Source organism: Microbacterium xylanilyticum (assembly GCF_054654695.1).
Genome location: NZ_BAAIEN010000002.1, coordinates 2,037,954 through 2,051,871 on the forward strand (window position 1 = coordinate 2,037,954; position 13,918 = coordinate 2,051,871).

A 13,918-nucleotide genomic window follows, 5' to 3' on the forward strand; every position below is an offset into this window, starting at 1 on the left:
TAGGAGGACGTGGTCGCGCTGTGCAGCGTCATGATCGACGCTCCAGCCTGACCGTCGAAGTCTCATGCCTTCCACTCGCGCACATTGTTGACGCCCTCGTTGGCCGCCATTCGTGGAAGAAGCGAGTACCCGAACACGTACTCGTCGGCCCGGAGACAGTACGGCGCGGGTTCATCGAAGGTCTCGTCGACGGGGATGGGCGTTCATCTTCATCCTCCATTCCCCGCCAGCGCGGCAACTTGCGTGTCGTATCCCGGGACCTTGCATGGGGGTTCCGGACACTCATCGCAGGGTTCGGCTTCTTCGTCGGCGTCCACAAGTCCGAACGGAGCGACGAAGGCACAATCGCAGGGAACAAAAGCCCCACGCTCACACGTCGACCTGTTTACACCGTCGCATATTCACCTGATCGCACGTACCCCCGGTCGCTGGAGGACGACAAGCACGTCTATCGTCCGATCAGCGAGATCAACGCAATAGAGCTGGACGAGACGGTCTACAACTTCGAGGTCGCCGAGGACAACTCCTACGTTTCGGACTTCGTGCTGCACAACTGCGAGGCCTACGTCGCGATCGGTTCCCGGCACGAGCGGAACGCGCATTGGGTGGACGCGGACGACAACTCCACCGACGAGGACTCCGAACGCAGCGATGACAAGGCCGACGCGACGATCACCGATGGTCTGAAGAAGAGCCGGTACTTCCACTTGACCCTGCTGGCACGCACCCCGGAAGGGTGGACGAACCTGGTCCGGTTGAACAACGCCGCGCAGGAGTCGGTCTGGTCCAAGCCGAGGATCGACTTCGACCTGCTCGCCGAGCATGCGGAGGGGCTGATCGTGCTCACCGGGTGCGTCGGCGGCCCGGTCCTCGGGCCACTGTCCCGGCGCGCCCGGGTTCTTGAGCGGGCGGAACGCCTGCAGTCCGTCGCGGACCGGGCGGTTCAACTGCACCGTGAAGCCCTCGCCAAGACTGTCGTCCCGTACGCACCGGATCTGACCACGGTGGCTGCAGCCCTGGAGGAGTCCGGGTGTGCCGACGTCCACGAAGCAGTGGCCGCGGCCGCGAGCATCTGGGCGGAGGCGGACAGCGCCCGCACCTACCTGCGCACCCTGATCGGCGCCGTCGGATCCGACAACGTGTACGTGGAGCTGATGGAGCACGGGATCCCCGCCGAATCCGCGATCCTCGCCGATGCGGTCGCTCTCGCCCGGGAGGAGGGTGTCGGCATTGTCGCGACGAACGACGCGCACCATCTCACCGCCGACGACGCGCAGGCTCACGCTGCCTGGCTGCTGGTGCAGTCGAAGTCCACGCTGGAGAACCCGAAGTACCGGTTCCACGGATCCGGCTTCCATCTGCGGTCCGAGACGGAAATGCGGGCGCTGCGCCCGGAGTCGTGGTGGCAGGAGGCGTGCGACACGACGAACACGATCGCCGATCGCTGCGCTGAGCGCACCCTGCCGACCTGGCGGAACCTGATCCCCCGTTTCCCCACCCCGGACGGCTTCACGACCAACCGGGAGTACCTGTTCCATCTGCTCCGTGCCGGTGCCGCCGGCCGGTACGGGGGCATCGATCAGGCGACCCGGGACCGGGTGCTCACCGAAACCGGGGTCGTCGAGCAGGCCGGGATGGTGGACTACTTCCTCATCGTCCACGACCTGGTGACCTGGGCGCGCTCCGACGCCCCCGCGAGGCCCGGGGGGCCTGTGAAGGAGCCGATCTCCGTCGGCCCTGGACGAGGAAGCGCCGGGGGGTCCGAGATTGCCTACCTGCTCGGGATTACGCAGATCGAGCCGCGACGGTACGGGCTGCTGTTCGAGAGGTTCTACGAGGCGGGTCGCAGCGAACCGCCGGACATCGACCTGGACTTTCCGGAGTCCCGGCGTGACGAGGTGATCCAGTACCTCCGGGAGCGCTGGGGGCACGGGAACGTGGCGTTCCTGGGCACGTTCACGATGTCGCGGATGAAGAGGGCCATCGACGATGCGGCCCGGGTCCTCGACCAGGCGCCCCTCGGCGCCCGGATGAAGAAGCTGGTCCCGAACGCTGAAGCGAAGCCGATGCCGGCCGCGCAGCTGATGGACCCGGCGGTGACGGCCGCGGCCGAGTACCGTCACCTGGTCGAGAGTGACCCGGCCGCGCAGCGGATCCACGAGCTCGCGTCATCGTTCGAGGACGTGGTCGCCGGTTTCGGGATGCACGCGTCCGGGATCATCGTGTCGTCCCAGCCGCTTGGCGACTTGGTTCCGCTCCGGAAGGACAGCCGCGGGTGGGTCATGCAATGGTCCGGGCTTGATGCGGAGCAGTTCGGGCTGCTGAAGGTGGATGTGCTCGGGCTGCGCACCCTGGACGTGATCGATCAGGCCGTGAAGTACATCGCGCAGACGACGGGCGAGCAGCTCGACTGGACGAAGATCCCCGACCCGGACGTCCCGCACACCGGGCGGGATGCGGAACGTGTCGACGCGGCCTGGCGGGTCATCGCGGATGGGCGCACGGCCGGGCTGTTCCAGCTGGATTCGCCGCCGATGACGGAGCTGGCGATGCGGGTGCGTGCCCGGAGCCTGGCGGAGCATTCTGCGACGATCGCCCTGTACCGGCCTGGCCCGATGGGCATGGGCATGCACGACACGTATGCGCGCCGCAAGCGCGGTGAGGAGCAGATCTCCTATCGGGACTTCACCTCGGACCCGAAGGAGCAGGAGCTGATCGCCTCCGTGCTGGCGGAGACGTTCGGGGTGATCGTGTTCCAGGAGCAGATCATGCGGATCGGATCCGTCGTCGCCGGTTTCGACGCGACGGGCCGCTCGAAGCTGCGCAAGGCCACGTCGAAGAAGAAGAAGGACGTGATGGCGGCGGTCGGTGAGCAGTTCATGGCGTCCGGTGTGATCGCCACCACCGATTCTGCGACGTCCGTGCAGTCCGCCCCGTTCCGCCCGGAGACCGTGCAGGCGCTGTGGGACACGATGGTGTCGTTCGCGGAGTACGCGTTCAATGCCTCCCATTCGACCGCGTACGGGCTGCTCAGCTATGTGACCGCGTTCCTGAAGGGCACCTGGCCGGCGGAGTTCGCTGCGGCCATGCTGGCGACCACGACGAGCACCAGCAAGGACGAGAAGCGCATCATGGTGCTCCGTGCGCTGCAGCGGGAGGGGGTCACCGTCCTGCCCCCGGATGTGAACCTCTCCCAGGCGCGGACCGCCCCGGAAGGGAGCATGGCGATCCGGTTCGGGCTGAGCGAGATCAAGGGGCTGGGCAAGCCCGGGGCGCTGATCGCCCAGGCACGGGACCTGCATGGCCCGTTCTCCTCACTGCACGACATCGTCCGGCTCGTGAACGCGGACCGCAGCGACGGCGAGAAGACCACGAAAGCGGTCGTCACGCAGTCCGCGCTGCGCACCCTGATCGACTCCGGCGCCGCGGACGCGTTCGGGTCCCGGCTCGGCCTGACCGCCGTCTCTGCCGCCCTCGCCGCCGGGCCGGTCCCGGTGCCCCCGATGGAATGGGGTGTGCTCGAGCGGGCCACCCGGCAGCGGGACCGGCTGCTGGTGTCCCTCGGGGACAGCCCGATGACCCTCCTCAGCGACCAGCTGGATCAGGTGACCGTGCCTGCCGCGGATCCGCGGTTCGACGCGAAGCCGGTCCGGGTGGAGGAGATCCCGAACACGTCCGTGAGGTCGTGGACATCCTCGCGATCATCGGGTCCTGGTCCGAGAAGAACTACTCGCGAGGACGGATGGCGAACGTCCGTCTCGACGGCGTGAACGCGTCGATCCCGGGGACGATCTGGGATGACGTGCTGACCCAGGTGCACCAGACCGCGGACCACGCACCCGTCCCCCGGCCCGGTGACGTCGTGGTCGCACGCGGGAAGGTCCGTTACCGGGAGGTGCTGTCCGACCCATCCGACCCGGACTCCGACTCTGTGGCCGTGAAGGAGCTCACCGTCCAGTCCGTGCGGCGGGTGACGCTCCTGGACCCGCAGACCGGAGGCTTCCCCGCCACCACGTTCCCGCGGATCGATTTCACGCCCGCACCCGTGCCCGAGACCATCCCCTTCGTCCAGGCGGCGGAGCCTGCCCCGGACGACGTGCACGACGGCGACCAGTCCGACGCGACGACGGCTCGTCCAACAGCCCCGTCGACTCGTGCGGCCGTGCTGGACGACACCCTGTTCGAAGCGGTCAGCGCCGCCCCCGTCCCGGCGCAGACAACCGTCCTCGAGGCGTCGGCGCCGGCCGAGCTCCAAGCCCCTGCCCCCAGCCCGACCTGGTCTGTGGTCGCTGGCGCACACCCGGACGTGCCCGTTTACGCAGGTCGCCGGCTGAGCGAGATCCTCGTCCGCGTGCGACGGGACGTCCCGCTCCCGGACGGCCCTGACGGACGCGAGCTCACCTCCGAGATCTCCCGGACCGCGCGGACCACGGGCGGTTCCGCGGTCACCGTGACCCGCGCGGGGACCCCGGTTTTCGCGGTGGTGATGGCATGACCGCCGGACCGCGCATGTCGATTTTGTGGACCGATCATTCCCCGAGTGCCTCTTACAAGGTATGGGCACCATCAGCGAAGGCAGCGAGCACATGACCGACCAGCCGAGCCCAACCGAGCCCGGGACTTCGAACGCCCCGGTGAACCCGTACCTGCGCCGGAACCCGTACGCACGACCGGCGTCCGACCCGGCGATCGCACCGTCGTCAGCGCCCGCACCCGCGCCCGCGATCGAGATCACGGGCCCCGCCCCAGCGCCGGCAGCGCAGGAGCCCGACCTCCTGGAGCGACGCGCGGTCGCCCGCGGCGCGATCGACCAGGATGCACGGTCGAACCGCCGATCCAGCATCGCTTTCGCGGACGTGATCATCGTCGGCGCCGGCCGCGGCGGGGTCGGGAAGACGACCATGTCGATCGCCCTCGCGGACCGTGCCGCGGAGGCCGGACTCGTCACCATCGTCATCGACGCGAACCGCGGGCAGGCCGATGTCCGCGAATACCTGCGGCTCCCCCGGACAGCCCCCGTCCCCACCGCATACGACGCGTACGTCACCGGGGACCCGGACCGGGCGATCATGCGCCCCAGCGACTACGCCACGTACCGTCAGCAGGCGGGCCTGGAAGTCCCCGACTTCGCCGTCGTGCTCGGACCGACCGCGAAGCAGGCTGACGAGCGGATCGTGTCCGCGTCGGTGTACGCGAAGATCATCGACCACGCCCGGAGCATCGCGGACCTCGTCATCATCGACGCATCGATCATGTACGCGCCGCAGGGTGACCTGTGGGCGCACCTGCACACCCCGCTGCTGCGGCAGGGCGGCGCGTGGCTGCTGGGCCTGGCATCCGACGACCGGCCCGCTCTCGCGAACCTCGAGGAGCGCCTCTCCGAGCTGCGCACGCTCGGCGTCGAACTGTCCCGGTCCCTCCTCCTGGCCACACGGTACGACGGGTTCACCGACGAGGACGCCGCGTACTTCATGAAGAAGTTCGGATCGCTCGGGTCGTTCATCGGCCACACCGCGTCGGATCCGGCGTTCCACGACCTGATGAACTGGGGCCGGGTGCAGGACGCAGCCTCGTCCTCGGCGGTGGCGTCGGCGCTGAACGCGATCCTGCTGCGTGTCACCGGCCGCTCCGACGTGTTCGATCCGGCACCGCCGCAGCCGAAACCGGGCGTGTTCAAGCGGATCGGACGCCAGTTCACGGGGGCGGGGCGCTGAGTGATGCTCTCCGAGTCCCTCCGGTCCGTCTTCCCCACGGGCGAGAACCTTGCCCGGTATCTCACCGATGTCGCACGCGGGCATCGTGCCGGTGAGCTCCTCACGGACCTCGATCCTCTGGCATCGGTGGTGGTCGCGCTGCCGCAGTTCGCGACGACCCTGCACAACAGCAGCCGGCTGATCAACCGGGTGCAGTGGGGCGGTTTCCCGGGCACGAACAGGACCGTGCTGGTCCTGTCGGAAGGGGATGCCGTCGAACTCGGGTGGGTGGTCGAGGACAGCGGGCACGCCCCTCAGACCGGATCCGTGACGGTGTCCGTGCACGGCGGGGTCGCGACGCTGTCCGGTGCCATGCCGGACCCGGCCTGGCCGGGCGAGGTCGTGCGGATCCTGGAAGGCAACTGCCGTTCGTCGCTGCGCGCACTCGCGGATGACGGCAAGGCGGCGCTGTTCTATCTCGTCGACCTGCTCGGCCCGTATGCGCGCAGCTCCGTGGAGAGCGCAAGCCGGAAGGTGTTCCGGGAGATCCACCGGCTCGGCGAGGACAGCAGCGGCGGCGTGATCGACCGGGAGGGCGTGGAGCAGGTCATCTCCCGGCTCCTGTACGGGCGGGACGGCGAGACGAGCTCCGTGGTCACCCGGCTGATCGTGCGTACCGCGACGACCGGGCATGTCATCCGCAAGTCGACGATGGCGATCATGTCCCGGGCCATCTGGTCGGCCGCGGAGTCCCAGGTCCGTTCCCTGATCGGTGACCCGCATCAGGGGCGGAAGATCCGGCAGGTCGCCTGGGATCTGAAATCGACGGACCCGGACCTGGTCCTCGCGGAGTACCGGATGAGGAACCCCGACGATGTCGCCCGCGGCCGGGTGATCGCCGCGCTGACCGCTGGCGCCACGATCGCCGCGTCCGGGACCCTCAGCATCGACTACCGGCCGCCGGAGCGTGATGAGGCATGGTGAGCGCAGGCATGCGGCAGGTCAACGACCAGCTGGACGGTGCGCGTCGGATCCGCGCGGAATGGCTGCTGAAGCTGCAGCAGGGCGAGACGGACCTGCCGGGTCTTCTCCGTCAGGCGTGCCAGCCCGGGTTCCACGCGCTGCTTCGGCTGCCGTTGACGCGGGTGATCGCGGAGCAGCCCGGCTACAGCACGGCGAAGGCTGTCCGAATTCTGGGCAGGGTGCAAGAATTACTGGGCGCCGAACCTCTGACCAGGCCGGAAGCCGTTCGCCTCAAGGTGCAATGGCTCGTCGATGGCAGGAGCGGAGGTCGGAGGCTCATGGCATTCTGTGACGCAACGAGGACGAAAGAGGGGCGGCCGTGGCCGGGGTTTCCCTACAGCCCGGGCCCGGAACGATCGCAGGCATACGGAACGGATGGGGGTGGGAGCGATGGCGGTACCTGGTGAGGACCAGCTGCGCTCCTTGTTCGAGCAGATCGCTCAGCAGACGGACGAGGACGGCAAACGTACCAAGGTGAACGAGCTCATCGAGCTCCTGCACCACAGCGGAACGCTCACGCAGTGGGGACGCTACCTCGCCCGCCGGTTCGCGAGCGCCGGCATCCATGCCGAGGACACCACGAACGAGCTGACCGTCGGCATCATCGCGAAGCTGATGGACCTCACCCCGGACCTCCTCAGCCGTGTCCGGCTCGACCTGCAGAAGCGCCTGTACTGCTGGGGCCGGGACCACGTTCAGGCGTGGTGCGACTCCTCGGCCGTGACGATCGCCGGGGAGATGTCCGGGATCATGCGTCGCCGCCGCGCGGCCGCCGCGAAGCGCTCGGCCATGGAGGCCGACCTCGGACGCCAGGTCGCCGACGAGGAAGTCGTCGAGGCGTACAACGCGGACGCCCTCGCGGCCCGCTCGGACGCGGCCAAGCAGGGCGCACTCATCGACGTCGACGACGTGACCGGCGCACGGGTGTCGAAGACGTCCCTGGACGCGGTGGAGTACGACCTTCTGACCTCCGCAGCCCCTGACCCCGAAACGCGTGGCGCCCTGGTCGCCACCATCCGTCAGCTGCAGACACTCGCCTTCACAGCATTCCCGGGGAAGGAATCCGCGGACGACGTCTCGGCGGCCATCGGCCATTGGGCGGCGATCGCCCTCGAGGGCGAATCGTGGACGGACCGGAACCTGAGAGACCGGATGGGTGTGTCCCGGTACCGGGCGGGCCAGCTGGTCGCCCGGGTGAACGCGGTCCTCAGCATGTTCCGGGACCAGGACAAGGCGGACGCTCAGTCTCGCGCGAAGTAGTGCCGGCCGATCCGGAGCACACGCCCGCCATCTGAGCCGTCGAGTTCGCCGGTGAGCGCATGCGAGGCCGCATCCCAGTCCAGGTACGTGAACGGCCATCCGGCGATCAGGTGCCGGACATCTCGCGGCAGGGACTGCGCGGTGATCGCCCGGGCCGCGTCGGCGACGGTGTCGAACTCGCCGATGTACACGTCCACGGCACGGTCCAGGGCGTCCCGGGTGACCGGGGCGCCGGGAGCAGCCTGCTCGAGGTACTCGACCAGGACAGGTTCGGGGATCGGGTACGGGGTGCCGCCGAGCGAGTAGTCGAGGACCGCGAGGGTGACCTCTTCACGCAGCTGCATCATCGGGCACCCGCTTCGCTGTCGGACGGGTGGGCGAACGCGCCACCGACGATGACGGGAGCGGAGGTCCGTTCCTCGGCGGCGGTGATCTCCAGCAGCTCCTGGTCGAGGTCCTGCTCCCCCGCTACGCCGTCACCCGTGTCCGGGTCTCCCGCCTCCGTCCGATCGTCTGCGGCGGGCGCGGGATCCGGTTCGATGTCCGGCGGGCTGACGGCGGTGTCGGTGAACGCGAGGTGCATGAGCTCTTCCGCGGACAGCAGAGCGGCCAGCGGTGCGAGCGCGGCGACGAGCGTGCCGAACCAGGCTTCCATGCGCGTGTAGTCCCACTGCCAGAACGCGCTGGCGTGCGCCGCGTTCAGCAGCACGGAAGCGAACGTGAACGCCCACAGCCGGCGCCGGGTGCGGCGGACGACAGTTGCGGTGTCGTGGCGTGCCCGGTAGATCGCGAGCGCGGTCGTGTACATGAGGATCGGCCCGTCGATGAACAGGGGCGCGAGTGCGGCCACCCATCCGGTGCCGCCGGCCCAGATCCCGGAGTTCATGATCGCGACGAACGAGAAAACGAACGAGGCGAGCATGACGATCAGGACCAGCCCGATCGCACCCGTCGCCACCCATTGCCGGTCTGGGTTGATGCGCGCGGCCCGGTGATCAGAGGGTGCCATCGGTGACCTCCAGGGTGAGCCCGTCGATCCGTGCCGCGACAGCGTGCCGGGCGCGGAGCTTCGTGAGCTTCTGCTCCTTCGACGCCGGGTAGGAGACCCGGGCTTCGGCCTGCTTCCCGAAGGTGGCGTAGTCGATCGGCTCGCCCGTGGACAGGCGCACGAACGTGTCCTCGTCCAGCGGTGTCGCATCGGCGATGAGGACGTTGCGGAGCGCTTCCGGGACGGTCTCGGTGACGACGGTGCGCAGAGCGTCCGGGGCGACGCGCTCCAGCAACGCGATCAACTCCTCACCGGTGATGGCCACTTCCTTCGTCGTGGTCGTGACCACCCGATCCGGGGCGTAGGTCTTCGCGTAGGCGAGGAGCGCGTCCTCGTTGATGACGATCGGTCGGCGTCCCGGCTGGAAGCTGATGCCACCGAACCGGGTGGGGATCGTGACCGTGTCGACGGCACCTGCCCATTCCGTGCGGATCGCGTCCTTCTCCTGGTCGATGTGACCGTCGATGGCGTCGCGGAGCGCCGTCAGCGCAGCCAGCCGGTCGGCATGCGACATCGCTGCCGAATCGGCCGGGGTCGAGGGTGTCGTGAGGGTGCTCATGACGTTCACATACCCCCACCGGCCGAGGTTGCCACTGTCGAACCCGTCTGAGCGCTCACAGGCGTCTCCGCGCCGGCGACGACACCACCATCGGCACGGAACCGTTCGAACCATTCCAGACCGTACGGGTCGAGGAACCGCATCGCACGCGTCGCGGCGACGTACGCGAGGCGTGCTTCCTCCGCGGGCATCGGTTCCCCCGGCTTCGGCTCCCGGAAGTCGTCGGCGATGTGCACCTGCGGCCATTCCAGGCCCTTGGCGACGTGGGCGGTCGACACCGTGGTCCGGGCATCCTGAACGGGAACGCACCGGTCGATCGCCCGTCCGACCTGCCGCGCACCGACCCGGTCGACGAGAGCGACGAGAGGGCGAAGGTCCTCACCGTCCTCAGATTCCGCGTGTGTGCGAACGTCGGACCAGGTGTTGAACACGCTGAGCTCCGGGTGCTTCGTCCACCCGCGTTCCTGCAGGTCCTCGGCCGCCTGAGCCAGCTCCCGAAGCTCCTGAGCCTTCTTCTCCCCCGCGATCCCTACCGCGATGCCTTCCTCCTGCGCGGTGACGATCTCGTCGATCGCGGTCGCGTTCGTGCGGGTGAGCACCCCGTCCGGCTGCCGGCCCGTGAACGGGGTGCGACGCCGGACGGTGGACAGCTTGTCGGAAGGGATGAGCCGCATGTCCACGGGAGCGCCGATCGCATCCAACCAGCCGTTCGCGTAGTCGGCGATCGCGGGCCCGAACCGGAACGATTTCCGCAGAGTCGCCCGCTCACCGCCGAACGCATCCATGGCCGAGTTCGCGCCGCGCCACTCGTAGATCTGCTGGTTCCTGTCGCCGACCGCGACGATCTGGGTGTCCTGTTCCAGCAGCACGGCGGTGATGATCGCGTCAGCGTCCTGGCAGTTGTGAGTAACAATTCCGTCACCGACATACGTCTGATCAGGATCGATGGTCATCGACCAGACCCTGTCGTCGTAGCCCCTACGGCCGACCCGGATCGGAGTCGTGGCGCCGCGGTTCCATTGCCCGTTAGTGTCAACCATCACGGTCGCGTCGAGAACGAGCATCCCGTCAACGAGGTTCACGGCTCGGATCTCGCGTGGCCTCCAGTACGTCAGGGAGCGTGACTCACCGCGACTCGTGAACGGATAGCGGATATCCCGGTTGTGAGCACGGAGCGCCGCCTCAGCGCGATCAGAGTTGTCGCTGAACTCGCGCCAGAATTCGTCCAGGCGTTCCTGCGTCACATCTAGTCGCCCTTGACCGGCAATGAATCGGGTTTGCGGAATACCGAACTTGGCTGACACGCATTCTTCTGCCAGCCGCGCCTCGGCCCTGGTTTCATGGAGGCTAAGTACCCAGATCGCGTCTGCCTTCTCCTCGCTGATACGGGTTGCAAGACCAAGGGGCATCGCTCTGCCAGACCAGTCGGCGGTTCGACTCCGTGCGACCGTCCGTGGCCCCGTCACGCCGATTCGGTAGCTGTCCCCCCTACGCATCAGATAGACCGCGTGTTTACCGAGGAACGCTGGCCCGAGCACGGCGATGCATCGGTGGTTCGGCGTGTACGACGACGTGAGGCCAGAGTCAGTCTTGACCGTAACGAGGTCGCCAGTGAAGTGCCTGCTGGAGATCCCCGCAACGCGAGCCCCATGAGCACGAAGCCTTCCGTTCTTGTTGTACGAGACAACGCGGTCGCCTTCCCGAAGGGTGTCGATGGTGACGGGGCGGATGCGGTTCTTGAAGTTGCCGTGGCCATCTTCCAGAGCCCACACCACAGTGTCCGAGGGCTGGCATTCATCGAACATGACGTAGTCGAACGGCAGAACCGGATGTGAGTGGTACCAGGACTTCAGGTACGCGTCGGGAAGATACTTCATCCGCCCGTTCGGGTCCTGCAGGTCACGCCAGTACGCCTCCGCGAACTCGGCGATCGTGGCGCGCAGTCGCGCCTCTCCCCGCTCATTCAGCTTCGGGGCGAGCGTCGGCGGCAGGTAGACCATGCCCGGGTCGACATGCTCGGCGGTGGACCCCAGGAACGCCTTCATCGTGTGCCCGGTGTAGGACACCAGCTGCTGACGGCTGAGCGCCCCGGGGAGCCCGCTGCCGTCGGCGGCGGTCAGCAGGTATTTGTCGTTGATCCCGAGGATCTGCGCCCTCTCCGTCGGCCGCATCGGAGGCTGCTTCCCGAGCCGATGCTGCATAGGCTTGCCAAACTCCGCGAACGCGAGGGAATGCATCGTCCGGGCCTGCACCCCGGTGCCGTGGAACTTCCGCTGCGCTTCGAGCTGCACGCCCTTCGTGAACGCGGCGTACAGACCACGCCGCCGTCGCGCCGCCCCGACGTCAGCCATGAACCGCAATGTCGAGGTGTTGTGGGTGAGCACGTAGCCTTCCGTCACGTACAGGCTGTCCGGCGCGTCTACCGCAATGCAGGTGGCCTCTGCGGCGGGCGCGGGCGAAATACTCGCGATGGTCCGGAACGGTTCAAGCCGGGCCCCAAGTCCCCAGTCCGCTGCCTTCCGCGGTAGCCAGAATGGGCAGACGGCACTCGGGAAGACGCCGTAGACGCGGAACGACTCGTCGTACCGTGCGCCATGCGCACCCTTTACCGCGCTGCGCTTGCTCTTTCTGCGGGCTGTCCCGCCAAGAGACCTTACGAGGGACACGACCGCATCCGCCAAATCGACACTCATGGAATAGAACTCGAACGAGTTGGGACCTGTGCCACGTGTGCCGTCAGTGTCCAAGAGCCCTCGGAGTAGCTCGAGCCGCTGCGATGCGGATGCTCGCAGGTACTGTTCGGGCACGAACTTCACGTTCGACTTCGTAGCCAGCGTCTGCGCGGCCGCCCTAAGCCCGAGATCGTTCAATGCATCAAGAAGAGGGTTCCAGAATCCCTTCCTCCCCGGTCGACTCCGGCGAGAAGAGATTCGGTAGTCGATGCAAGACTCATCCGAACCATTCCTCCTCACCTGCACGCCCAGGGGCTCGACGATGCCCCGCACCCGGGCGAGGATCTCAGGGTCAGGCATGCTGATGGCCAGCGAGGCGCTGATGCAGCCATCCCCGAGGATCACGCCGAGAAGCCAGGGGTCAATGGGCAGCTCCACGTCGTCTCGATCGATCGGAGCAAGCGGAGGCAGGTACCACTTCGCCCGGCCCTTTGGGCTACGGACCCCGTGACGGATCAACTCAAGGGTCGTCATGACCCGCGCGGTGAACCCGGGCTTCGCCGATCTGTCGAACGTATTCTCAACCGTCCAACGGTGGTCTCCGTCGGCATAGATCTCGGTGCCGTCGCTGATGACGACTCTGAAAAGAGGACGCTGGCCTTGCGGGAACACTCCGGTAATGGCGTGGGCCTTCCCGTCAGACCCGTACGCGCGATGGTTGATCGTGACGTCCCCAATCGGAACCCACCCCTCATCGGTCAGGACACGCTGGTCGTTGCGCAGCGCCTTCCCGGTTCCCGCAAGGGCTTCGACGACGACGTTCCCGCCGCCGGCGAAAAGGTCGATGGCGTGCTGCTGCTCTTCGGTGGGCTTCACGGATGCTCCCAGGGGATCGCGGGTGGTGTCTGCCTTTCACATACCCGTGACCGGGCACCTCCGGGCGGTCGCGGCGTGCTCCCGTTCAGCCGTAGATCCTCCCGTCGTCACCGGCGTACAGGTCCATGGCGCCGTAGGCGTGGGCGGCTTCGCTGAGCGCTTTGCCGTCTTCCCCGAACCCACGATCCCAGAAGCCCGCACCGTGCCCGTTCCGTGTGAGCCAGAAGTCGTGGCCGACGTTGGACCAGTCGTAGGAGCCACCGGACGCGTCGATGACCCGGGAGAGCGCTTCATGGTTGTCGGCGATGAACGCGTCCGTGTCCGCGCGAAGCTGCGCCGCGGTCGCCGCGTCGAAGTCATCGACACCGTACGCACCGTCGAGCGGCTCACCGCTCGTCCAGTCGCTCGAAGACCACAGGGCGCATTCGAGAACCGCCCGATCGGCAGTGTCAACCTGCTCGGCGAAGTCCGGGTGAAGTCGGGCTCGCAGCCGTCGGATCCCGTCCCGGATGGTCTCCGGGTCTCCGCTGTCGATGCTGTCGTCGAGATCCGTGGCATCGACGCCCGCCTCGTCCGCCTGCGCCATGAGCTCGTCCGCTTGCGTGCAGAGGGCTTCGAATGCGGCGTCAGCGGCCTCGTCGTCCTCGGAGTACAGCTCAGCGTCCGGGATGGTGCGGTCCTTGACGGTGAACTTGCCGGCCTGGCCGCGGGGATGGTCCTGCTCGAAGGTGGTCATGCTCGCTACACGTGCGGCGAACGACCGATTGCGGCCGCCGGCGCCGTGCCG

At 67.7% G+C, this 13,918-nt stretch carries 11 protein-coding genes; 6 read left to right on the forward strand and 5 right to left on the reverse strand.

Going from position 1 to position 13,918, the window contains the following annotated elements; translation table 11 throughout:
• The first annotated feature begins 239 nt into the window (after positions 1 to 239).
• The 6 genes from dnaE (at position 240) to ACYQ1L_RS10390 (ending at position 7,976) form a co-directional block, all read left to right on the forward strand.
• Complete coding sequence (gene dnaE / locus ACYQ1L_RS10365; protein WP_460005799.1) at positions 240 to 3,770, forward strand: DNA polymerase III subunit alpha; 3,531 nt, start codon at positions 240 to 242, stop codon at positions 3,768 to 3,770.
• Positions 3,743 to 4,495: a hypothetical protein gene (locus ACYQ1L_RS10370; protein WP_460004086.1), complete on the forward strand. Its 753-nt coding sequence runs from the start codon at positions 3,743 to 3,745 to the stop codon at positions 4,493 to 4,495. The genes dnaE and ACYQ1L_RS10370 overlap by 28 nt, the downstream gene beginning before the upstream one ends.
• 91 nt (positions 4,496 to 4,586) lie before the next feature.
• Positions 4,587 to 5,714, forward strand: coding sequence for a ParA family protein (locus ACYQ1L_RS10375; RefSeq protein WP_460004087.1), 1,128 nt, complete (start codon positions 4,587 to 4,589; stop codon positions 5,712 to 5,714).
• Positions 5,715 to 5,717: 3 nt separating this feature from the next.
• A complete protein-coding gene (locus tag ACYQ1L_RS10380) occupies positions 5,718 to 6,677 on the forward strand; it encodes a hypothetical protein (RefSeq protein ID WP_460004088.1) in 960 nt (319 codons plus the stop codon).
• The gene (locus ACYQ1L_RS10385) at positions 6,674 to 7,123 is read left to right on the forward strand and encodes a hypothetical protein (protein ID WP_460004089.1); all 450 of its coding nucleotides are present in this window, start codon (positions 6,674 to 6,676) and stop codon (positions 7,121 to 7,123) included. Before ACYQ1L_RS10380 ends, ACYQ1L_RS10385 begins: the two co-directional genes overlap by 4 nt.
• Positions 7,107 to 7,976 (forward strand): hypothetical protein, encoded by an 870-nt coding sequence (locus ACYQ1L_RS10390; protein ID WP_460004090.1) that lies wholly within the window; start codon positions 7,107 to 7,109, stop codon positions 7,974 to 7,976. Before ACYQ1L_RS10385 ends, ACYQ1L_RS10390 begins: the two co-directional genes overlap by 17 nt.
• Here ACYQ1L_RS10390 and ACYQ1L_RS10395 read toward each other — a convergent pair.
• From ACYQ1L_RS10395 to ACYQ1L_RS10415, 5 genes are all read right to left on the reverse strand, one after another.
• Positions 7,958 to 8,323: a hypothetical protein gene (locus ACYQ1L_RS10395; protein WP_460004091.1), complete on the reverse strand. Its 366-nt coding sequence runs from the start codon at positions 8,321 to 8,323 to the stop codon at positions 7,958 to 7,960. The genes ACYQ1L_RS10390 and ACYQ1L_RS10395 overlap by 19 nt on opposite strands.
• Positions 8,320 to 8,985, reverse strand: coding sequence for a DUF2637 domain-containing protein (locus ACYQ1L_RS10400; protein ID WP_460004092.1), 666 nt, complete (start codon positions 8,983 to 8,985; stop codon positions 8,320 to 8,322). The genes ACYQ1L_RS10395 and ACYQ1L_RS10400 overlap by 4 nt, the downstream gene beginning before the upstream one ends.
• On the reverse strand, positions 8,972 to 9,583 hold the full coding sequence (locus ACYQ1L_RS10405; RefSeq protein WP_460004093.1) for a hypothetical protein: 612 nt from the start codon (positions 9,581 to 9,583) through the stop codon (positions 8,972 to 8,974). The genes ACYQ1L_RS10400 and ACYQ1L_RS10405 overlap by 14 nt, the downstream gene beginning before the upstream one ends.
• 5 nt (positions 9,584 to 9,588) lie before the next feature.
• Complete coding sequence (locus tag ACYQ1L_RS10410) at positions 9,589 to 13,131, reverse strand: 3'-5' exonuclease (protein ID WP_460004094.1); 3,543 nt, start codon at positions 13,129 to 13,131, stop codon at positions 9,589 to 9,591.
• An 85-nt stretch (positions 13,132 to 13,216) separates the two neighbouring features.
• Positions 13,217 to 13,867 carry a hypothetical protein gene (locus ACYQ1L_RS10415; RefSeq protein ID WP_460004095.1) on the reverse strand — a complete coding sequence of 217 codons (651 nt, stop codon included), beginning with the start codon at positions 13,865 to 13,867 and terminating at the stop codon, positions 13,217 to 13,219.
• Positions 13,868 to 13,918: the final 51 nt, after the last annotated feature.